The 21974-nt window shown below is 61.6% G+C and carries 20 protein-coding genes; 7 read left to right on the forward strand and 13 right to left on the reverse strand.

Features of this window, described 5'->3' with window-relative positions; all coding sequences use genetic code 11:
- Positions 1-130 precede the first annotated feature (130 nt).
- Both VMA74_RS05880 and VMA74_RS05885 read right to left on the reverse strand, forming a co-directional pair.
- Complete coding sequence (locus VMA74_RS05880; protein WP_325365705.1) at positions 131-1687, reverse strand: tetratricopeptide repeat-containing sulfotransferase family protein; 1557 nt, start codon at positions 1685-1687, stop codon at positions 131-133.
- Positions 1688-1780: 93 nt separating this feature from the next.
- Positions 1781-4846, reverse strand: coding sequence for a TonB-dependent receptor (locus VMA74_RS05885; protein ID WP_325365706.1), 3066 nt, complete (start codon positions 4844-4846; stop codon positions 1781-1783).
- 596 nt (positions 4847-5442) lie between these two features.
- On the opposite strand from VMA74_RS05885, the gene VMA74_RS05890 reads away from it, so the two are divergent.
- Both VMA74_RS05890 and VMA74_RS05895 read left to right on the forward strand, forming a co-directional pair.
- Positions 5443-5652 carry a hypothetical protein gene (locus tag VMA74_RS05890; protein ID WP_325365707.1) on the forward strand — a complete coding sequence of 70 codons (210 nt, stop codon included), beginning with the start codon at positions 5443-5445 and terminating at the stop codon, positions 5650-5652.
- A 376-nt stretch (positions 5653-6028) separates the two neighbouring features.
- The gene (locus VMA74_RS05895) at positions 6029-8011 is read left to right on the forward strand and encodes a hypothetical protein (protein ID WP_325365708.1); all 1983 of its coding nucleotides are present in this window, start codon (positions 6029-6031) and stop codon (positions 8009-8011) included.
- 108 nt (positions 8012-8119) lie between these two features.
- Here VMA74_RS05895 and yjgA read toward each other — a convergent pair whose 3' ends face one another.
- Together yjgA and VMA74_RS05905 are read right to left on the reverse strand one after the other, a co-directional pair.
- Complete coding sequence (yjgA, locus tag VMA74_RS05900; RefSeq protein WP_325365709.1) at positions 8120-8644, reverse strand: ribosome biogenesis factor YjgA; 525 nt, start codon at positions 8642-8644, stop codon at positions 8120-8122.
- Positions 8641-8892, reverse strand: coding sequence for a DUF1653 domain-containing protein (locus tag VMA74_RS05905; protein ID WP_325365710.1), 252 nt, complete (start codon positions 8890-8892; stop codon positions 8641-8643). The genes yjgA and VMA74_RS05905 overlap by 4 nt, the downstream gene beginning before the upstream one ends.
- Before the next feature lie 102 nt (positions 8893-8994).
- Between VMA74_RS05905 and pmbA the strand changes: the two genes are divergently transcribed.
- Both pmbA and VMA74_RS05915 read left to right on the forward strand, forming a co-directional pair.
- Positions 8995-10365 (forward strand): metalloprotease PmbA, encoded by a 1371-nt coding sequence (pmbA, locus tag VMA74_RS05910; protein WP_325365711.1) that lies wholly within the window; start codon positions 8995-8997, stop codon positions 10363-10365.
- A 92-nt stretch (positions 10366-10457) separates the two neighbouring features.
- Positions 10458-10892, forward strand: coding sequence for a DUF4870 domain-containing protein (locus tag VMA74_RS05915; protein ID WP_325365712.1), 435 nt, complete (start codon positions 10458-10460; stop codon positions 10890-10892).
- A gap of 84 nt (positions 10893-10976) precedes the next feature.
- Here the strand turns inward: VMA74_RS05915 and VMA74_RS05920 are convergent, their stop codons facing one another.
- A complete protein-coding gene (locus VMA74_RS05920; RefSeq protein ID WP_325365713.1) occupies positions 10977-11240 on the reverse strand; it encodes an exodeoxyribonuclease VII small subunit in 264 nt (87 codons plus the stop codon).
- 210 nt (positions 11241-11450) lie between these two features.
- Between VMA74_RS05920 and VMA74_RS05925 the strand changes: the two genes are divergently transcribed.
- The gene (locus tag VMA74_RS05925) at positions 11451-12740 is read left to right on the forward strand and encodes an MFS transporter (protein WP_325365714.1); all 1290 of its coding nucleotides are present in this window, start codon (positions 11451-11453) and stop codon (positions 12738-12740) included.
- A gap of 7 nt (positions 12741-12747) precedes the next feature.
- On the opposite strand, the gene tilS is transcribed toward VMA74_RS05925, so the two are convergent.
- From tilS to VMA74_RS05960, 7 genes are all read right to left on the reverse strand, one after another.
- Positions 12748-14052 carry a tRNA lysidine(34) synthetase TilS gene (gene tilS / locus VMA74_RS05930; protein WP_325365715.1) on the reverse strand — a complete coding sequence of 435 codons (1305 nt, stop codon included), beginning with the start codon at positions 14050-14052 and terminating at the stop codon, positions 12748-12750.
- An 84-nt stretch (positions 14053-14136) separates the two neighbouring features.
- Complete coding sequence (locus VMA74_RS05935; RefSeq protein WP_325365716.1) at positions 14137-14889, reverse strand: NYN domain-containing protein; 753 nt, start codon at positions 14887-14889, stop codon at positions 14137-14139.
- A 115-nt stretch (positions 14890-15004) separates the two neighbouring features.
- Positions 15005-16540: an adenosine deaminase gene (locus VMA74_RS05940; RefSeq protein WP_325365717.1), complete on the reverse strand. Its 1536-nt coding sequence runs from the start codon at positions 16538-16540 to the stop codon at positions 15005-15007.
- Between the two features lie 80 nt (positions 16541-16620).
- Positions 16621-17007, reverse strand: a complete 387-nt coding sequence (locus VMA74_RS05945; protein ID WP_325365718.1) for a VOC family protein — start codon at positions 17005-17007, stop codon at positions 16621-16623.
- 11 nt (positions 17008-17018) lie between these two features.
- Complete coding sequence (locus tag VMA74_RS05950; RefSeq protein WP_325365719.1) at positions 17019-17975, reverse strand: acetyl-CoA carboxylase carboxyltransferase subunit alpha; 957 nt, start codon at positions 17973-17975, stop codon at positions 17019-17021.
- A gap of 99 nt (positions 17976-18074) precedes the next feature.
- Positions 18075-18377, reverse strand: coding sequence for a type II toxin-antitoxin system RelE/ParE family toxin (locus tag VMA74_RS05955; protein ID WP_325365720.1), 303 nt, complete (start codon positions 18375-18377; stop codon positions 18075-18077).
- The gene (locus VMA74_RS05960; RefSeq protein WP_325365721.1) at positions 18374-18664 is read right to left on the reverse strand and encodes a YlcI/YnfO family protein; all 291 of its coding nucleotides are present in this window, start codon (positions 18662-18664) and stop codon (positions 18374-18376) included. The genes VMA74_RS05955 and VMA74_RS05960 overlap by 4 nt, the downstream gene beginning before the upstream one ends.
- Positions 18665-18894: 230 nt before the next feature.
- Between VMA74_RS05960 and VMA74_RS05965 the strand changes: the two genes are divergently transcribed.
- Both VMA74_RS05965 and VMA74_RS05970 read left to right on the forward strand, forming a co-directional pair.
- The gene (locus VMA74_RS05965; protein ID WP_325365722.1) at positions 18895-19311 is read left to right on the forward strand and encodes a lytic transglycosylase domain-containing protein; all 417 of its coding nucleotides are present in this window, start codon (positions 18895-18897) and stop codon (positions 19309-19311) included.
- Between the two features lie 4 nt (positions 19312-19315).
- Positions 19316-19786 (forward strand): hypothetical protein, encoded by a 471-nt coding sequence (locus VMA74_RS05970; protein ID WP_325365723.1) that lies wholly within the window; start codon positions 19316-19318, stop codon positions 19784-19786.
- Positions 19787-19858: 72 nt separating this feature from the next.
- On the opposite strand, the gene dnaE is transcribed toward VMA74_RS05970, so the two are convergent.
- A partial coding sequence (gene dnaE / locus VMA74_RS05975; RefSeq protein ID WP_325365724.1) for a DNA polymerase III subunit alpha occupies positions 19859-21974 on the reverse strand: 2116 nt, incomplete at its 5' end.

A 21974-nucleotide genomic window follows, 5' to 3' on the forward strand; every position in this document is an offset into this window, starting at 1 on the left:
CGAAGCTATGCGGAGTCACAGGGTCGCTGCGACCTGCGGTGGATTAAATCAGAGCATCCCAAGCTGCGTAGGCTGGGATGAAATCCCAGCATTCGTGGCGCGATGATGCTGGGATTTCATCCCAGCCTAGTCAGCGTTGATCCAGCGCCCGGCGCAAGGGATCCAGGCATTCGCCATAGCGTGGGGCGCGTGCCGTATTGGCGCGCAGTGGTTCGCGCACCTGCATCGCGCTTGGCGTGCCGATGGAGCGTTTCGTTTCATGGAAACGCAGGCATGCTTCCTCGAATGGCAGGCGGCAGAAGGCGAGTAGCTGGCGGATGTGCGTAGCGGGGTCCTTGATCAGGTCTTCGTACACATGTTGATAGACGTGCGCGGGCTCCCGCCGTGCCCAATGATTTGCCGCAGCATCGAAACTGCGCCAATACGAAGCCAGGTCGGCAAACGTGCGCGTGTAGTCGTTGCCGGGGAAGTATTGCCGGTAGCAGGAGAAACAGGTTTCGAGTGCATCGCGGCGGCTGATCACGATGCGCGCGCCAGGCAGCATGGCGCGGATCATGCCGATGTGCATCCAGTTATTGGGCAGCTTGTCGGTGGATATAGGGCGGCGCTTGCGCCAGCGTGCCGTCCGTTCCAGATAACGCTGGCCCCAGTGCCGACAATCCTCCGCACTCATGTCGGCCAGCCACAGGGGATAGGGTTTTTTGTAGTGGGCCGAAGCCTCGCCGATCACCAGGGGTAGATCGGCCAGCTCGGCCGTGCCTTCCACCATGGAATGCGAGGCGAGCATCTGTTCGATCAGTGTCGACCCCGAACGCGGCATGCCGACGATGAAAATCACCTCCGATCCCAGGTCTCCTCCCGCGTTGGCGCTGCAGCGTGCGGCGTTGATCGATGTGATCGTCGCGTCGAAGGCGGATGCGTTCCAGCTACGGTGACGCCGCGCAAGCTCGTTCGCTGCGGCCAATGCCTGCAGGGATTCGGCATAGCGGCCCTGATCATCCAGCGCTTTGGCCAGGGCAAAGCCCATGGCGACGCGATCGCCGTCGCTGGCATGCGGATGCGCGAGCGCGCGGCGGATCGCGTCGCTGTCGGCCGTACCCAGCGGCAAGGTCTTGATCTCCGCCAAGCCCCACCACGCCATGCCGGCCCACGGCTGCTCGGCCAGCAGCTTTCGATATTCGGCGATGGCCTCGTCGCGAAAATTGTCCATGCGCAGCAGATCGGCGTACTGCGCCCGCGCTGCGGTGTAGTCGGGGGCCAGTTCAATGGCGTTGCGCAACGCGATCCGTGCGTCGTCGAAGCATGCGGCACGCATAAGAAACAGGCCGAGGTTGTACCAGGCCAGCACGAAGCCCGGTTGCAGCGCGCAAGCGCGATACAAAGCTTCAATCGCCAGATCGAGTTCGCCCGCTTCGGCCAGGCAAAGCGCAAAGGCATTGTGGTACAGCGCTTCGTGCGGACGTTGCTCCAGCGCACGGCGCATGTCGCGCAAGGCCGCTTTGTGTTCGCCGCGCAGGCTCAGCAGGCTGGCGTGCAGGCGCAGCACTTCGGGATGGTCCGGATGGCTCGCCAGAAGCGGCGCCAACTGGTTTGCCGCCTGGTTGGGGCGATGCATCTCCAGCGCCTGCCCTGTAGCGAGTACACGATGGATCGCAACAGGGTCCAGGCCTTGCAATAGCGGATTCAAATGCATCTCCGTAAGCATCGATGCAGTCTACCAAGCCAAACAAAGATGCCTCCATGTGCCGGACATGGAGGCATCGACGTCATCGCGTCTACGTCAGTTGTATTGCCAACGGAATACCAGCTGCCCGGCGCGTCCTGCCTGGAACGTGTTGGGCTGCATGAAGTTGGCGTTGAACTGCCCGTTGTTATTGGTTATCTGGTCGACATACGAGGTCACGGTCTGGTTATTGAAGAGGTTGAGCACCTTCAGATCCAGCGAGAAGGCGTTCTTGCCGAGCGCCCAGTCGTAGCCGATATCCAGATCCACCTGCTTGGTCGACGGCAGGCGGGCGTAGCTGCCGCGGGTGTAGAGGATGCTGGACGACACCGGGTTGCCGCCCAACGCGCTTTGCAGCGTATTGCAGTAATAGGCGTTGCTGTTGTTGACTTGGTTGCTGCCGATCGCCAGGTTGCCGTTTTGCGGATAGGTGGAAAGGCAGTTGACGGGGCCTCCCGCGTAGTACGTAAACGCGCCGCCCACGCGCAAGCCGCGCAGGAAGTTGCCCTGGTGGGCGAACTTGTAATAGCCGAACACTTTCAGCGTCGACGGGATATCGTCGGCCAGGTTGCCAGCGGCGCCTTGCAGGAACCCGGGTGCCGACAAGCCGCCGTCATAGGCGGTTGCGCCGGTATTGGCCAGGCCACCGGTCTGGCTGGAGGCGTAGCTGGTGGTACCGTCCGTGTTGCCGAACTCATGGCGCCATGTGTAGGACGCGCTCAGGTAATACGGCTCGTCGTTGGTGTAGGCATGGTCCATGGTCAAGCTGAGCTGATAGATCCTGCGGCGCAGCGACGGGTAGCCGATGTAGCTGTTGGGGAAGGTGAACATCGTGAGCGGGCTGTTCGGGCCATTCAATTGCACCGGGATGGTGATGTCCTTGCCCGGCGTAATCAGGTATTGGCCGAGCAGCACGGCGTTCGGGTAGCCCTTGCTCTTGAGATAGGCATACATCTGGCCTGGGTTGGCGCTGCTCCCCGTATTGCTGTCGATATTCGGCAGCCCTGTCAGCTCGCTGGTGAACAACGCTGCGCCGGCCACCCAGTTGCTGCCGAGTTTTTGCTGCGCGTAAATCTGGAGCTGCTTCAGCTTTGCATTTTGTGCCGAGGTCGCAATGAATTGTCCGGGCGTCAAATAGTGCAGGCCGGCACCGGCACTGCCTTGCACCGTACCTACTTGCGTCAGGCCGGTCGGCACGGATTCACCACCTACGCCGGAATACAGGTAGGTGGTCTTGGTGCTGATGTAGCCCTGGCCCGGCGTACCGCCATAGGCATTGAAGTAAAGCGGAATGCCCTCGGTGTACTCGCCCGCGGTGGCGCCGATTTTCAGACTGGAATCGCCATGGACGTCCCATGCCACGCCGATGCGCGGCGTCGCATTGCCCTTGCTGTACATCTTGACGTTGATGTTGTCGGTCATGGCGTAATTGTCGTAACGCCCGCCGATATACGCGGTCCAGTTCTCGGCAAAATGCCAGCTGTCGGCCAGATAGAAGCCGTAGGTGGGTGAGCTGTTGTAATAGATGCGCGGCGCGTAGGCCAAGGTGACGTACGAGGTGCCCGGTGCAAAGGGCTGGCCGGTGAGCGGATTGATGGTCTGGCCGTTGATGCTGCACGCCTCGTTCGGCCCGAGTGCCGTACTGCAGTGGCTGTAGGTCCAGGAGTTCGGGTTGGGGATATTGGACTGCGCCATGGTGGGGCTGTATTGCTCCCCGCCAAAGGTGATTTCGTGGTTGTCGGTTACATCCCAGGTGAAATCGACGCGGGAACCCATCATGCGGTAGCGCAAGGAATACAGGCTGCTCGCGCCGTTGGACACGGTCTGCGTGTTGTTGTTGTTATCGGGATCGGCCACCTGCACATAGGGCACGTTTATCCCGTACTGCGGATAGGAGAAGAAATCCTGCTGCGACGTGCCCCACATTGCCGATACCGAAAAGTTGTCGGCAATCTGGCCGTGGTAGTTGGCGACCAGCATGCGGGAGCGCCAGGCGTTGGCACCCGAATATTCCAGTGCGGGCGCCGCGCTGGACGGATCGTATGGCGTCGACAACGGATATTGGGACTGCGAGAAGTTATTGAGCTGGCGATCGAAGAAAATGTTGAGCGTGTGGCCGGTGGCGATATTCCAGGTGATATTGCCGAGCAACTGCTTGTTGCGGCTTTCGTTGAGCTGCTGGTACTGGCCGTTGTAAGTGGTCGTTGGCGTGGCGCCTTGCACGCCTTGCCCATAGTTGTTCGGCTGGATTTCGCCAAGCAGATAGAAAAACAGCTTGTCCTTGACGATCGGGCCGGAGACCCAATAGTCCTGCAACAGGCTCGGCGACCAGTGATTCAACTGGTTGGCGGTAACCAGGCTGCCGTTGACGTTGTAAATATTCTTGCCGTTTTCATTGAAGAAACCGGTGGGCGGATTGAATTCCCACACCAAGCCGCCTTTGAAATCATTCGAACCTTGCTTGATCGTGCCGGAGACGACACCGCCCAGGGCGCTGCCGTATTTGGCGTCCATGCCGCCGTCGACGGTGGAAATGCTGGCAAAGGCTTCGTTCGGGATCTTGTCCGGCGCCGCGCCCTGCTGCATGTCGGTCATGTTGAATTCGTTGATGAAGTACCGGTTCTCGGTACCCGATGCGCCGTTGAATTGCGGCGATGCGCCGTGCGAACTGGTGATGCTGGTGACGTTCGCCTGCATGGCGGCGACGTTGAGAAGATCGGAATTCAGCAGCGGCAACCGGTTGACGTCGGTCGCATTCCAGGTCTGGATTTGCTGGCTGGTGGTAACGTCGATCGCGTTGACCGGCGGTTGCGCCGCGGTGACGGTAATCGCGTTCAACTCCTTCGCATTGCCGGCTTCGGCGCTGAAGATGGCGGGGCTGTTGGAGCCGGCGACCACCATTACGTCGCGCTGGTCGACAACGCTACCGCCGCGCAGCAGTTTGACGACGTAGCGACCGGGCATCAGTCCGGTCACCGAGTAATGGCCATTGGTATCGGCATGCACGGTACTGTCGTAACCGGTCGCCGGGTTGATCACCTCTGCAGCGATGTCTTTGCCTGCCGGCAGATTGCCGTAAACGCCGCCGGTGATGCCCTGTGCAAACAGTGAACCACTGGTCATGGCGGTAGCCCATAAACACAAGCGGATGCTGGCGCGTAAGCTCTTCCCCAAACGAAGTTGGTGCTTGCTCATTCCTGTCTCCAAAGAAAAAAAGATTCCGCCGTCCGATCCCTACGTCGACTGCCGCCAGTCGGCTAGTCGCACGGCAAACCATGCTCTGCACATCAGTTGATGAGGAGCTTCTGCATGGGATGGCGGCTGTATGTCTTGGATAAACCTAGCGGTAGCTGTGCTCGGATGGCGGATCCGATGCGCGCGCAAAATGGCTACTTCTGCGCCTGATGCACACGGCACCTCGTTCCACGATGAGAGCAAACATGTCTATCGGCATCCTCCCCGTTTGACGTATCGAACATTCGAGCGATCTCTGTGTCGGATCGGGCCAAATCCAAGTTTGGTTTTTTGCTCTGAATGCAGATGTGCAATGCCATCCTTCGATGGCCTTTTATCCAGTCCCCGCCGGGCCGGATCACGATTCCAGACTGTTGCTTGGATCGTTCTAAATCAATGTCGCTTTTGGGTTCGGGATTTGCAATGTGCAGCGCAGCAAAAACTGTGTGCAGTGGATTGCCTGATCAGCCACGAGCGCGCGGCGGATGTTTTCTTCACAAGAAATTGATCTATTGCTTCAAGGACTTCCGTCAGACGCCCTTTTTGTGTTTGCAGCACGCGTTAATGGCGGGAAAATATTGGATCGATTCAAGCATCGTGCTGTCCTGCAGCGAGAAGAGCTGATCGGATTTAAAAATTCTAAATTTGAATCGATAAAAGTTTCTGTTGACAGCGAGTTTTTGCTGGCCTATTGATTAGCCCCGCTTGCGACAACGGCGAGGGTTGTTGCCAAAGCAGGGTCGGTTTGCGGGTTGATCCAAAAAGCTCAAGAACATGCGCGCGCGGTGGTCATCCCGTTCGTTTGCGCCACGCGCCAGTAATCAGTTGTTGCGTATCTCGAAATAGCGATATCGGAGGGCCATGGCGAACCATGACCCAAGGCGGTGTTTTGCCTTGGGCAGGCCATTGAAGCTTTGAACGCAAAGGCGTCGTGTCATCGAATGCGGTGCGGCGTCATTTTCCGCGGCCTTCCCTTTCAGTAGCGCCGAATGCTTGTCAGCTTCGTGTTCGCATTGATGGGTGTGCAAGGCAATCGGCGCGTTTGTATCCACTCTTCTGGAGCGTGTGACTATGAAGCGTACGAGGATTCTTTCGGCAGGATGGCGCCGCAAGGCGGTACTGCTGTGTTTTACGTCCGGTCTCGCATGCGTGTGCGCTGGCGCGATGGCGCAAACAACCGGTTACACCGGCATCTTCGGTGGCGGCCCGTTGTACAAGCACATCGCGAGCAATATTACGGAAATCGAAAACTCCGGCTTTACCGAAGTGGTGGTGTGGAGTGTCGAGGTCAATTCGGCCGGTGACCTGAATTTCAATGGCGAGTTTCCGCTGACCTCCGGCGGAACCTATGTGGGCAACAACACGTGGCCCTCGTTTGCGGCCGATCTGGTGACGATGAAGCAGGGAACACCCAAACGCATCACCTTCAGCATCGGCTCATCGAACGTGGGTGACTGGCAGGACATCAAAGCCCTGGTGCAGGCGCAGGGCACTGGCCCCAGCAGCATCCTCTACAAGGATTTCCAGGCGCTGAAAGCAGCCTTGCCATCGGTCGATGCGATCGATTTCGACGACGAAAACAGCTACGACTCCGCCTCCACCGTTGCCTTCGCCGTCATGCTCGGCAGCCTTGGTTATCACGTGGAAGTGGATCCTTACACCAACGCTTCCTATTGGACGTCCGTGGTCTCGCAGATCAACAGCCAAAGCCCCGGCACGGTCGATGGCGTGCATCTGCAAACCTACGCGGGCGGTTCCGGCAACAACCCTTGTTCGGGTTGGGATTTCGGCAGCGTGCCGGTCTATCCAGGCGTGTGGGATAGCGACGACACACCGCCGCAGGCGCAAAGCGCGATGAGCGGCTGGCATGCGCAATGCGGCATTAGCGGCGGCTTCCTGTGGCTGTATGACGATATTGCTGGCAAGACGTACAACGGCCAGGACGAAACCGCCGCCTACGCCAGCGCGATCAACGCCGGCCTCGGCTCGAGCACGACGGCATCAGGCGTGTATGGCATCTACAGCGATGGAACCTCATTCACCACCGGCGGACTGGATGGTAACGGCTACGCTTACTCGGCCAACTTGCTGGGTTCCTCGCAAAGCTGGAACGGCGATACCTTCAGTTTTGGTGCGCCCAATACCGCCAATGCGTGGAGCAGCAGCACCATCCCGCTGACGCAGGGGCAGTACAGCGAGCTCAGCGTGCTTGCCACCGGCCTCAACGGCAGTCAGGCGGCGCAGACCTTCATGGTCAACTACGCGGACGGCAGCAGCACCGTTATCAGCCAAAGCCTGAGCGATTGGTTCAACCCGCAAAATTATCCGGGCGAATCGAAAGCCGTCACCATGGCTTATCGCGACACCAGCAGCGGTGGTACGGATAACCGCACGTTCTATTTGTATGGCTATGCATTCCCGATCGACAGCAGCAAGACGGTGAAAAATGTCGTGTTACCGAACAATCGCAACGTGGCGGTACTGGCTTATGCGTTGAGCAATCCCACCGTCGATGCCGTGCCGGTGAGTCTTGCCGCGTCGTTCAACAAGATCGGCATCTACGATGATGGCGCCAGCTTTGCGTCCACGGGCGGCGTGGATGGAGTGGGTGATGCGTATTCCGCGCAACTGCTGGGCTCATCGCTGGAATACAACGGCGTGCTGTACGACTTGGGCAGCGCCAATGCCGCCAATGACGTCAGCGCATCGGGCCAGACGATCGGCTTGCCAAGCGGACAGTTCTCCAGCGTGCAACTGCTGGCCGCCGCCGTGAACGGCAGCCAGGCGGCGCAAACCTTCACCGTGACCTACACCGACGGCACGCAGTCGACCTTCACGCAAAGCATCAGCGACTGGTTCAGCCCGCAGAGTTATGCCGGCGAATTGCAGGCCGTCCAGCTGCCGTATCGGGATACGTACGCCGGCGGCCGCGATAGTCGCACGTTCCATCTCTACAACTACACGTTCCATCTGAACAGCGCCAAGGCGGTCAAGAGCATCCAGCTGCCGAACAATGCCAATGTGCAGGTGCTGGCGATGACGCTGGTGCCGTAGCGCATGCGCATACTCGCGTGCATGCAGCCTGGCGCGGCATAAAAAGTCCCCGGTAATCGCCAACCATGGTGAACCAGCGAAGGGTTCTTCGCTGGTCTTTTTTTCTGCCTACGCCTGGTCGCCGGTCAGCGTTTTCAGCAGCTGGAAAATTTCGCGATAGGCGCGCTGCGGCTTGTCCGTATCGCGTTCGATGCGCGCCTGGCGGATCAGCGAGCGCAGGTGCTGCCGGTCGATGTCGGGATGCTGGTCGATCAGTTCCTGCAAAACCTCGTCGCTGTCCAGCAGGCGTTCGCGCATGGCTTCCAGGCGATGCAATACGGCCGTTTCCTTGCGCTGCTGTTCGCGATTTTCGCCCAGCAGCGCGCGTGCGCCATCAAAAGCGTCGTCGTCGTGGCGCCGCATGACTTTGGCCAGAAAGCCAAGCTGGCGCTTGCGCGCGATGTGCGAGGTGATGCGGCGCAGATGGTCGATCTCGCGCAGCACGTCGTCGGGCAGGTTGGCGCGCGCCAGCTTGGACGGCGGCAACTCGACCAGTTGCGAAGCCAGCGACAGCACGGCCAGGGCGTCGCGTCGCTGCTGCGTGCGGGTGGGGCCGTAGTCGTGCTCGGGGTCGTCGGTGTAGGTGCGGTTCACGGCGTCGTCCGGTCGGCCTGGGGGAATTCGGGTGGCGTGGTTTCGATCAAGGCAAAGCGCGGAATCGGCTCGCCTTCCAGCTCGACCGTTTCGGCGAACATCGCCGCCGGCCGCACCCACAGGCCGTAGTCGCCGTAAAGTGCCTGGTAGACGACCAGTTCTTCCATGGTTTCGCTGTGCCGGGCGGTGCCGATCACGCGATAACTCTGGCCTTTGTAGTGGCGGTAGATGCCGGTGGCTATGGACATGGGCCGCTCCTATGGCAACCTCTGGTGTTTCGGGTATTGGCAACGGGTCTTGGCGGCCCCACGTCTGCCTATTGTATCCATGTGCCCAACAGGAAACCCCACGTGAGCGATGTTGCCATCAGCCAGGACACCAGCCAGCGCGAACTCGACCGACTGGCCGAACTGGCCGAAGACGTGATCCGCCGCGCCCGCGCCGCCGGCGCCAGCCAAGCGGAGGTGTCGGCGAGCATCGATGCCGGCCTCAGCGTCAACGTGCGCCTGGGCGAGGTGGAAACGGTCGAGCACACGCGCGACCGCGGCTTTGGCCTCACGGTGTATTTCGGCAAGCGCAAGGGCTCGGCCAGCACGGCCGACCTGCACGCCGATTCCATCCAGGCCACGCTGGACCAGGCGTGCGCCATCGCGCAATACACCGAGGAAGACGAAGCGGCCGGCCTGGCCGATGCCTCGCGCATGGCCTCGCAGTTTCCCGATCTCGATCTGTGGCACCCCTGGCAGTTGGATACGCCGCAGGCGATTGCGCTGGGCCAGCAGATCGAAGCGGCCGGACGCGCCCATGCCGGCATCAGCAATTCGGAGGGCGCCTCCGTGCAGGTGGGCGAGAGCCTCTCGGTGTATGCCAATTCGCATGGTTTCGTGGGGCGTGAGCGCGGTACGCGGCATTCCCTGTCGCTGGCGTTGATCGCCGGCGAAGAAGCGGGCATGCAACGCGATTATTGGTATGACAGCGTGCGCAGCGCCAGCGATTTCATCAACGCGCGGGAGCTGGGCGACAAAGCCGCCGAACGCACGCTGGCACGGGTCGGTGCGCGGCGTTTGTCGACGCGGCAATCGCCGGTGATGTTCGCGCCGGAGGTTGCGCGTGGGTTGATCGGCCACCTGGTTGGCGCGGTGAGCGGCGGCGCGCTGTATCGTCGCGCGAGTTTTTTGCTCGACCACGCCGGCAAGCAGATCCTGCCCGCATGGCTGAACATAGTGGAGCGCCCCCATTTGCAGCGCGGACAAGGCTCGGGTGCGTTCGATGCCGAAGGTGTCGCCACGCGCGACAGCACGCTGGTCGAAAATGGTGTGCTCGCACGCTACATCCTTGGGAGCTATTCCGCGCGCAAGCTGGGATTGGAATCCACCGGCAATGCCGGCGGCATCCATAACCTGGTGGTGGAACCGGGCCACGCCGACGGCGGCCCGGCCGACGACTTCTCCGGCATGCTGCGCCGGCTCGGGACCGGCCTGATGGTGACCGAAGTGATGGGGCAGGGCGTCAACACTATTACCGGCGACTATTCGCGCGGTGCGGCAGGCTTCTGGGTGGAGAACGGCGAGATCGCGTATCCGGTGGAAGAGATCACCATCGCCGCCAACCTGCGCGAGATGTACCAGGGCATCGTGGCGGTCGGCGCGGACGTGGACACGCGCTCGCATCTGCTGACCGGATCGATTTTGATCGATCGCATGACGATCGCGGGCGAGTAGGCCAAAAGCTGCGCGGCAAGTTCCTGCGCACCCTGCTAGGATGCTTTTCACCGGCATGCGCCGGTGTTTGCACGACTTGACAGGAGATGCCCATGAGCGTTCCGCCCGAGTCCGTCGTACCGCCTCCACCGGGCGAGCATATCGGTGGCGACATTCCCGCCGAAGAGCGCACCTGGGCCATGTTCGCCCATCTGTCCGCCTTGATCGGCGCCGTGCTCACCGCTTCGTTCGGCGCGGGCTGGGCCTGCGTCGTCGGCCCGCTGGTGATCTGGCTGGTGAAGAAAGACAGCATGCCTTTCGTCGCCGATCAGGCCAAGGAAGCGTTGAACTTCAACATCTCCGTGGCGATCGCCAGCCTGGTGCTGTTGGTGCTGTCGGCGATCACGTTCGGCATCGGCCTGATCATTGCGATTCCGCTGTGGGTGGTCATCGGCATCGGTTGGCTGGTGCTGACCATCATTGCCGGCGTCAAGGCCAACGAAGGCGTGCGCTACCGGTATCCGTTTGCGTTGCGGCTGATCAAGTAGGGGCGGGAATCGTCAATCGGGAATCGTAAGCGCGGGATCCGGCACGTTTTCGTGCAACCGCTCTTAACTATTCACGACTCCCGCTTACGGCTCTTTGCCCGGCTCGAACGGCTCAGCCTTGTCTGGCGCCTCCGGATCGAGCAACAGCCGCACGCGCAACTCGGCCTGGTCGAGCGCCTGCTGGCAATGGCGATAGAGGCCGATGCCGCGTTCGAAGGCGCTGAGCGATTCGTCCAGGCTCATCTCGCCTCCCTCCATGCGCGCCACGAGTTGTTCCAGTTCATCGAGCGAGTGCTCGAAGTCGGCGACCGGGGCGGTTTCAGCGGGAGCGGAAGTGGACTTTGCCATGGCCGGCAACGCTAGCGCAGCGCAGGGACGGAATCAATTGCCGCAGTGGACTTGCGAGATGTAACCGGACGTTTGTGTTGGCTTGGATCTGCGGCGCGCTGCTCGATGGATTCGACGCGTTCCGAGGCTTGATTTCGATATATCGAAATTATACTATGCGATATCCCCCATCCGAACGCGCCGGGAGAGGCGCGTTCCATAGGAGTCACTGTGACCAGTCCTTCGCCATCGCATGCCGCGGAACCAGGCGGCATGGGTTTTTCCGGCTACCAGAAATTCGTGGTGGCCGTGCTCGCCTTCCTGCAGTTCACCATCGTGCTCGACTTCATGCTGCTGGCGCCGCTGGGTGCGCTGGTGGTGCCGGCCTTGCACATCACGCCGGAGCAATTCGGCCACGTGGTATCGGCTTATGCCTTTGCCGCCGGCGTGTCAGGCATTCTCGCGGCGGGTTTTGCCGATCGTTTCGACCGCAAAAAGCTGCTGTTGCTTTTCTATGCCGGCTTCATGCTCGGCACCTTGTTCTGCGCACTCGCCCACACCTATGTGCTGCTGTTGCTGGCGCGCATGTTCACGGGTTTGTTTGCTGGCGTGGTCGGTGCGGCGTCGATGGCGATCGTCACCGATCTGTTCCCGCTGTCGATGCGTGGCCGCGTGATGGGTTTCATCCAGGCGGCGTTCGCGGCGAGCACGGTGCTGGGTCTGCCGCTGAGCCTGTGGTTGTCCAGCCATTGGGGCTGGAATGCGCCGTTCTTCCTGATCGTTGGGGTATGTACTGTGGTGGGCGGCACGATCATCGGGCGCTTGCGCCCGGTCAATGCGCACCTGGCGTTGCGCCCGGACAAGAAGCCGCTGCACCACCTGCTGCATACCCTGGGTACGCGTTCCTATCTGATCGGTTTCGCCACCACGGCGCTGTTGACCATGGGCGGCTTCATGCTGATGCCGTATTCCACCTTGTTCATCGTGAACAACCTCGGCATTCCGATGACGATGCTGTCGGTGGTGTACCTGATCACCGGCCTGGTATCGGCGGTGATGGGCCCGTTGCTCGGCAAGGCCAGCGATGCGTTCGGCAAGTTCCGCGTGTTCGCCTTCGGCTGCGTGGTGACGATCGTGATGGTGTTGATCTATACGCGGCTTTCCAACGTGACGCTGTGGACGTTGATCACGGTGAGTGCGCTGCTGCAGATCGGCATTTTCTCGCGCATCATTTCGTCGTCGGCGTTGATGTCCGCCTTGCCCAAGCCGTCCGATCGCGGCGCGTATATGTCGATCAGTTCGTCGTTGCAGCAAATGTCGGGCGGTTTCGCCGCCATGCTTGGCGGCATGGTGGTGGTGCAAGTAAGCAGTGGCAGGTTGCTGCATTTCGATGTGCTGGGCGACGTCCTGGTGGTCACCACGCTGGCGTCGTTCGTAATGATGTACTTCGTCAATCGCCGTGTGGTCGGGGCGGCTGCGGCGGTTGCGCCGATTCCCCTGGAAAGCAAAGTCGGCGAATAGACTTTGCTCAACGGTCCGGCCGCCAGCGCGGCCGGGCATTCACTTCGCCGAAGATGGCTTCGGCACGCGCGCTCAACCAACGATCCGCCACCGCAACGAGTGTGTCGCCCTCATACAGCAGCGGGCAGGCATCGCGCCGCCAGGGTGGAATGGCGCCGTTTTGAAACAACGCGCGCAGCTCGCGTGTGTGCCGGTCCCCGGCCGGCTTGATGCGCTCGCCGCCGCTGCGCCAACGCACCGTCAGGCTGACGGGGAGTTGCACGGCAGGCTCGGTCGTCAGCAAGCCGCCATCGGGCAGCGCCAGTGCTTCGCCTTGCCACGGCAATTCCGTTGGGAATGAGGCGTGATGGCGCGGTGACATCGCCCACAATCGATGCTTCCACACGTGCACTTCGGTGCCAGGCCACTGGATGCATGGCAGTTGGCCATCCTGCGCCGTGCATTGCCGTTCGATCTGCTGGCGTTGCGCCGTGGTCGGTGCGGATAGACCTTGCGCATGTAGCCAATGCGCCAGCAACGGATCACGCAGCGCGGGCGGCAACGCCAGCCAGCCGCGCGCATCCAGGCTGTTGGTGGCGTCATCACGCAGACGCTCGAAGGCAACCAGCCAATCCTGTTGCAGCGTATCGGCGGCAGCTCGACACAGTATCGCGCTGTGAGTGATGGAGATCGCTGCCTGCGGCCAAAGGGCTTTCAGCAAGGGCAGCACTTCGTGCCGCAAATGATTGCGCGCAAGTCGCCGGTCATCGTTCGATGGGTCATGGATGCACGGCAGATCGTGCGCATCGGTGTAGTCACGCAGCACCTGCCGTGGCAGTTCGAGCAGCGGCCGCCATAGTCTGCCGCGTCCGAGTGGGCGTTCGGTACGCATGCCGCCGAGTCCTTCTGGTCCGGCGCCGCGCAGCAGTTTCAACAGCACGGTTTCTGCCTGATCATCCAGGTGATGAGCGAAGACCAGCCGTTCGTCGGTGTGCAGATGCTCGGCAAAAATCGCATAGCGTGCATGCCGTGCGGCGGCCTCCAGGCCGATGCCGCCGGAGCGATCCACTTTGGCGACGTGTACGTCGCAGCCAAGTCCCAGCGTGGCGCAGAACGCGCGGCAATGCGCAGCCCAGCGGGCGCTTTCCGGGTGCAGGCCATGGTCCACGTGCAGCGCGCGCAGCCCTTGTGCACGTACGTCGGGCAAGTGCGCCAGGGCATGCAGCAGTGCCGTGGAATCCGGACCGCCGCTGTAGGCTACGCACAGCTTGCCGGCAGGCTGCGCTTTCAGCGCAGCCACGAGTGTCTCGGGCAAGATGGGGTGTCGGCTCATGGCAAAGATGATGGTTCGAGTGGAACGGTGCTTAGAAAATCCTTGACGCACCTTGTTCAAACAGGCCGCTCATGCAAATCCCGATCACTCACGCGCCACTGGCTTGCGCTTGTTGCGCACATAGATCACCTTGGGGCGCCCTTCGCCGGGACTGCGCCGATCCAATTCGAACAGATCGATCGCCGCGATCAGGTCACTCAACTTGCCATAGCCATAACTGCGTGAATCGAAATTCGGACGTTGCTTGGTGATGATCGAACCCACGCCGCCCAGCCCGGCCCAGCCTTCGTCGTCCGACGCCGCGTCGATGGCGTTGCGCAACAGGTTGAGCAAGCCGTTGTCCTTCTTCAGCTGCGCGGCCGGGCGTGGCTTGAGCGGCTGCTCCTCGTCCGGCTTGGAAGCGAGGATCTCGGTGTAGATGAATTTGTCGCAGGCGGCGACGAACGGTCCGGGTGTCTTGCGTTCGCCGAAGCCATACACGATCAGCCCGGATTCGCGGATGCGCGCCGCCAGGCGGGTGAAATCGCTGTCGCTGGAGACGATGCAGAAACCGTCGAAGCGGCCGGAATAGAGCAGATCCATCGCATCGATGATCATGGCCGAATCGGTGGCGTTCTTGCCGCTGGTGTAGCCGAACTGCTGGATCGGCTGGATCGATTGCGTCAGCAATTGTTCCTTCCAGCCCTTCAGTTGATTCCCCGTCCAGTCGCCGTACGCGCGCTTCACATGCGCTGTGCCGTATTTGGCCACTTCGGCCAGCAGGCCATCGGCGATGGACGGCTGGGTGTTGTCGGCGTCGATCAGGACGGCGAGCTTGGCGGTGGCGTCGTTGGCCATGGCATGTCTCCAGGGAGCCACCGGGATGGTAGCGCACACGGTGCTGGCACATCTGGGGATGGAATGGCCCACGGTCCGGGGCGACTTGCTGTCTTGCGCGTAGCCGGCAGTGCTTTCAATGCGCCTCTTCAAAGGCACGTAAACGGCGCTCCAGTTCCCACTGCGCCGCGGCCTTCTCGCTGGCGGAAAGCAACTGCCGGCAGCTTGCGCTGGGATGGTTGCCCGGCGGTTGGCCTTGGCACGCTTGGGTCGCCCACAGGCTTTCACCCGGCAGGAAACTGTAGGTAAGGCTGTTGCGCGCCATCTGCTTCAGCGTGGAATAGTCCAGGTCGAAGTCTTCGGCGGCGCGCACGTATTCGTGGGTGAGGTCGATGCGCGAGACGCCTTCGTCATCGGTGGACAGCGCCACGGGCACTCCGTGCTTGAGGTAGATCGGCAGCGGATGATCGGCGCCACGCACGCCGAGGATGACGTCGTTGCTGGTGAGATTGATCTCCACCATCACATGGCGTGCGGCCATTTCCTGCAGCAGCTGCTCCGGGTGGTCTTCGTACATCACGTCCACCCCGTGGCCGATGCGCTCGGCATGGCCGATTTCCACCGCCTCGCGGATATGGAAACGCAGGCCATCCGGCGGCACCAGCCCCGGCGCCAGTTCACCGGCGTGCAGGCTGACATGCACCTTCGGGTACAGATGATGGAGATAGTCGAGCATGTGCATCTGCAGGCTGTAGTCGCGCATCGACAGATAGCCGTCTTCGGGCATCACGAAGTTGATGCCGACCCAACGCGGATCGGCCGACGCCAGTTCAAAGCCAAGCAGCGTTTGCGCAAACACGCGCGCGGGCGGCGCACCGCGCAACACCTGATACAGAAAACGGATCTGCACGGCGCAGCCGGCGTCGGCCTGGGCGGTGCCGCAGCGTTGCCGCCGCTTGCGTTCGGCCAGCGCTTGCGTGAGCAACTGTTCGTCCGCGGCCATGTCGTCCTTCAGGCCCCGGGCGAGCAGCTGCTTGCGCATGGCATCGAAGTCGGGCTGCCAGTCCAGCGTGCGGGCCAGTTCTCTGGCGTGTGCGAACGGCGGTGTCGCCATCAGCTCCAGGTATTGCTCGTTCTGCACGGCGGCGCGGGCGCTTACTTCATCCAGCCAGTCGCCCATGTGCTGCTGTGGCGTGACGGCCTGGAAACGGCCGAACGTGTCGAAGAACTGGTCGTGACCCGAGTGCCCGGCGAAAGGAACAAAGCTGCGCATGGAAAATGCGTCCACCAGTGCGTCGTAGAAGTGCTGGTCGCTCAGCGCATCCGCCGCGGGACGTCGACCGTTGCCGCAACCCGGCGCGCTGGCGTCGTGCTTGTCGAGCAGGCTCAAGGTGGCGACGTCCACGCACAGTCCGTCGGCGGCTGCCTGCGCGATCCACGATTCGGCATACACCGCGCCGCTGAGATGGTTGTGCAGGTCGGCGCCCTTGGGCATCTCCGCGAGAAACGCGTGCAAGGCCAAGGGACCTTGCTGGCGTGCGGTTTCAAATGCCTGGGCCGTGCGCGTTGTGGCCGTGTCGGCACGTAGCGGCATGGCCTGGGCCGATACCTGGGCCGCACCGAAGATGGCTGCAGCCACGACGGCGCGGCGCAAAAAAACGTGAACCTGCATGGAAGCATCGCTTGTCTGGAACCCCAGCCAAGGATTCTTCAGCAAAAAACGCAAGGCTGCCAGTGGTTTCTACGCGGGTTTCAAACGCGGAAATTCAATTCCACCCCGACGCCGGCCGGATCGGTGAGAAACAGCTGCACTTGCGGCGGCATGTCGACCACGTCGAGGCGGTAATGCACGCCGGCAGCGTCGAGCTTGGCGCGCATGGCGGGAAGATCGGCGCAGGCAAAGGCGATATGGTCCAGCCAGCCGGTGTCTTGCGCATGCGCCTCGCCGCCGCCGCGCGAGGTCAGGTGCATGATCGGTTCGGCGCCTGCATACAGCCAGTAGCCGCGCGAACCGGAGCGAAACGTGGGGCGCGGTCCTTCGCGCAGACCGATGATGTCGACGTAAAAGCGGCGTACCCGCTCCAGCAGCTCGGCGGGTGCACTGAGGTTGACGTGATCGATGCCTTGCACACCCGCCATGGCACAGGTACCTATTCGGTATAGGCGCCGTAGCTGCGCAGACGGCGGTAGCGCTGTTCCAGCAGTTCGGCTGCCGGAATGCTTTCGAGCTTGTCCAGTTCGTTGAGCAGCACGGCCTTCAGGCGCACCGCCATGGATTGCGGATTGCGATGGGCGCCACCCAGCGGTTCGCGTACTACCTTGTCGATCAGGCCAAGTTCGAGCAGGCGCGGGGCGATCAAGCCCAGGGCTTCGGCGGCATCCCTCGCCTTGTCGGCGCTCTTCCAGAGAATCGAGGCACAGCCTTCGGGCGAGATCACGGAGTAGGTCGAGTACTGCAGCATGATCGTGCGGTCGCCCACGCCGATGGCCAGCGCGCCGCCGGAGCCGCCTTCGCCGATCACCGTGCAGATGATCGGCACTTTCAGCTCCGCCATTTCCAGCAGGTTGCGTGCGATGGCTTCGCTTTGGCCGCGCTCCTCCGCCCCGACGCCGGGATAGGCACCGGGCGTGTCGATCAACGTGAGCAGCGGAAGTTTGAAACGTTCGGCCATCTTCATCAGGCGCAGCGCCTTGCGATAACCCTCCGGCCGCGGCATGCCGAAGTTGCGGCGCACCTTGCCCTTGGTATCACGCGCTTTCTGATGGCCGATGATCACGACGGAGCGCCCGTTGATGCGGCCAAGCCCGCCCACGATGGCGGCATCGTCGGCATAGGCGCGATCGCCTGCCAGTTCGTGGAATTCCTCGCACATCACGCCGATGTAGTCGAGCGTGTAAGGGCGGGCCGGGTGGCGCGACAGCTGCGTGACCTGCCAAGGCGTGAGGGCGCGGAAGATGTCCGCCGTCTTGACCTTGAGCTTCTCGCGCAGCCGGGCGACTTCCTCGTCGATGTTGAACGCCTGGCCGGAGCTGGCGTGCCGCAGCTCCTCGATCTTGGCCTCCAGCTCGGCAATCGGTTGTTCGAAATCGAGGAAATTCGGGTTCATTCGGTCACTTACGTGGCACAGAAGCGGGGCAGTATACCCGGGGTGCGTGACGGGGCGGGAACGGGGGCGTATGGGGCGGGACAAGCTTCGCTCGCGGGCTCAAATGTAGTAATCCCGTTCCCGTTGATGGCGGAAGGCATGGACCGTAAGCAAGGACTCTGCTTCTATCTCGTAAAGCGCCACATAGCCTGATGATCCAAAGGCAATGACGAGTTCCCGCATCAAAGAATGATGCCTGCCGATCACCCGGCCGACATAGGGCATATCGGCCAGGACGCCAATGGCCTTGTAGATCGCATCCCTTGCGTGCCTGGCGGCTTCTTCGTCTTCATCGGCAAGAAACTGATACAGGTGCAGCAGGTCCTCAAGCGCAATCTCGGTAAACCGGACCTGGCAGCTCACCCTTTCTCCTTTTTTGCCTTCCTATTGGCGAGGATCTCGTCGAGCCGGTCCATGACATGCTCGGCGCTGTAGTACACGCTTGTTTCTTTTGCCTGGGCTTTCGATTGCAGACCGCGCTGCAGAAAGGCCTGCCGCGTCAGACGTTCATGGATTTCGGAGCGGACCGACGCTTCGATAAAGCTCGACAGGCTTTCATCCTCGGCCAGCACCTTTTCGACCTGCTGCCGCAGTTCCGCGCCGACGCGGACGGAGGGAAGCAGGCTGTTTTTGGTATTCGATCTGGCCATGTGAGAACCCCATGTGCTACATCTGCGCTACGTATTGCAAATGTAGCACATGGGACAGATGCACGCCTCAATGCGAAGGTAATTCACGGTGCCCGGCCGCGCTGTGGGGCCGATGTGAAGGGTTTGGAGGACCGTATTGCTAGGCTTTGGGGCCTGAAGCATGATCTGCATGGGCGCCGGAACTGCGCCCATTTCAATGGACACTTTGGATATCGCTTAAGGAGAGTGGGATGAGCGGGCTGAGTTACGAGCAAATGGTAAAACTGGTTAAGGAAAACAATAGATCCAAGCTCTTTTCCGACGAGTTCGTTATCTGTCTGGCATGGAAGGAAACGAACTTTGATCCGGACGTCGTCAACGGCGGATCTACCGCCACAGGCCTGATGCAGCTTACGAAAGGTGCGGTAGACCTGGTTGACAAAAACAGCCCGGCCGGCATTCATTTTAGTCACGATGACATGACTGACGCGGCAAAAAACATCCAGTGCGGAACCTATTATCTGGATATCTGCAAAACCAAGCTTGCCGGAGTTGATAAGTCGTTTGGCACAGGCGTGGGTTATTCGAAATCCATTTGCGCGTGCGAAAAGGCGCTGAACAATGACAATAAGCATCCTGTGGCCGCATTGCAGATGATCCATCGGTGATCCCATGAAAATGATTTTTACACTGATGTTGCTGCTCCTGATGCCGGTTTCGCTCTATGCGGCCGACAGCCCGCGTGCCTGGGACAAGGCAGAACTTTTGTCTTGGGTAGGGAAATACCCTTCGGTCTACAAGAACGGAAAAAAAGGTGGTTTTCTGTACCAGCCCTCCATCCAGGCCGTGCTGCATCGCATCTTGTCACCGGCAGACCGGGCAGCGCTTGCTAGTTACGACGTAGAAGACAAGGTCGAACAGCAGGGCGATTTTCTTGTCGTCCATCAATGCATGCCGCACAACTGTCCGGCGGCCTTTGCTATGGTCATCATTGATCTGAACAAGCCAAGATTGTGGGTTGGCTTTTTCGAGCGCCAGGACAATCGCGTCTCCACGCGGTGGTTTGGCAATGTCGATGATTATTCGATACTGCCGGCAGCCATCAAAAACCGCTTTACCGGTTACCTGCCTGAATCCATGTAGTGCTGCGAGCACCGTATGCCAGGGCGTGCGGTGCTCGAAGGCGCCTGGCGTCGAATGAATGGAAGACGCCGCTCATGTGTCTCCCGCGCCCGTTTTGACGATTCTCACCCCGGCCCCTAGCACGCCAGGCATGCCACGCACCGTCCGCAGCAGTTCAGGAATGGCATGCACCTTCCACTCCTGTCCCAACTCGAAATCCGCCTGCGCCACGGCATTGTGGTAGCCGCTCAGCAACACGGCGGCGTTGCCGCCGCGATGGCCGGCGAGAGCCTGGCGGAACTGGACGATGAAATCAGGGCCGATGCCGTTGACCTTGACACGCAGCAAGCGCGCGTAGCGGCGGCAGGCATCGGCCAGGGACATGGCGCTGCGGGCGCGAAGCTGGAAGCCGCCGCCGGAGAAGTCGTCGATGCGCAGGCCGCCTTCGACCACGATCAGCTCGTCGCGGGTCAGTAGCGGGGCGGCCTGCTGGTACAGCTCGCCAAAGAAACTCACCTCGATGCTGCCGGTGCTGTCTTCCAGGCGCACGAACGCGTCGCTGTCGCCGCGCTTGCGTACCGCCACCACCATGCCGGCGACGGTCCAGGGCGTGTCGGGGCCGCGGCGGAAGCGGTTGTCGTCGCCGTCGTTCTTGCGCGGGCGGGGCGGCTGGTAGCGGTCGGCGATTTCGCCCAGCGGGCAGGTGGAGAGCTGGGCCAGTTCCTCGCGCCAGGGATCGGTGGGATGGCCGGAAAGGTAATGGCCGAGTGTGTCGCGTTCGCCCTGCAGCTTCTGCTCCAGCGGCCACTCCGGCACGGTGGGCAGGTCCACATGCACCACCGGGGCCGCCATGCCCATCGCCGCGCCGAACATGTCGTTCTGGCCGGATTGGCGATCGCGCAGATGCTGTTCGGCGGCCTTGATGGCATGGGGCAGTTGTTCCATCAGGCTGGCTCGGGTGGGCGCCAGGGCATCCAGTGAGCCGGAGAGGATCAAGGCCTCCAGCACGCGGCGATTGAGCTTGGTCGGGTCGACGCGCCGGCAGAAGTCGGCCAGGTCCTGGTACGGGCCGCCTTGCTTGCGTTCTTGCGCAATCGATTCGCACGCGCCTTGTCCCACGCCCTTGATGGCGCCGAGACCGTAGCGGATCACCTTGGACTCGACCGCGACGAACATGAACTCCGAAGCGTTCACGTCCGGCGGAAGAATCGTCAGATGGATCGCGCGCGATTCGTCAAGGAAGGTCACCACCTTGTCGGTGTTGTCCATGTCCGAGGAAATCGTGGCGGCCATGAACTCGGCCGGGTAGTGCGCCTTCAGCCACGCGGTCTGGTAGGAGACCAGCGCATAGGCGGCGGCGTGCGACTTGTTGAAGCCGTAGCCGGCGAATTTTTCCATCAGGTCGAAGATGGCGTCGGCCTTCTCCGCGCTGAGTCCGTCCTTGGCGGCGCCTTCGCGGAACTTGGCGCGCTCCTTCGCCATTTCCTCGACCTTCTTCTTGCCCATCGCCCGGCGCAGCAGGTCGGCGCCGCCGAGCGAGTAGCCGCCCACGATCTGCGCCATCTGCATCACCTGCTCCTGATAGACCATGATGCCGTAGGTCTCGTTCAGGACCGGCTCGACGCGCGGGTCGGGATACACCACTTCCTCGCGCCCGTGTTTGCGCGCGACGAAGCTGGGGATAAGGTCCATCGGGCCCGGTCGATACAGGGCGACCAGAGCGATGATGTCCTCGAAGCGGTCAGGCTTTGCATCCTTGAGCATGCGCTGCATGCCGGACGATTCGAGCTGGAAGACGGCGACCGTCTGCGCCCGCTTCAGCAGCTCGTAGGGCGCGGGGTCATCCAGCGGCAGCGCGGCGATGTCCAACGGCGCTTCGTTGTTGCCCGCGCGGCGCACATTGATGGCTTTTACCGCCCAGTCGATGATCGTCAGCGTGCGCAGGCCGAGGAAGTCGAACTTCACCAGGCCGACCGCTTCCACGTCGTCCTTGTCGTATTGGGTGACCACGCCGGCGCCGCCCGGCTCGCAATACAGCGGCGCGAATTCGGTCAGCGGCCTGGGGCCGATCACCACGCCGCCGGCATGCTTGCCGGCGTTGCGCGTGAGGCTTTCCAGCTTCAGCGCCAGGTCGATCAGTGTTTTGGCTTCTTCGTCCTGTTCGTAAAGATCGCAGAACTCCTTGACCACGCGGTCGGGTTCTTTCTGC

It is taken from the genome of Dyella sp. (assembly GCF_035508675.1).
In the GTDB taxonomy this organism is placed as follows: domain Bacteria; phylum Pseudomonadota; class Gammaproteobacteria; order Xanthomonadales; family Rhodanobacteraceae; genus Dyella_B.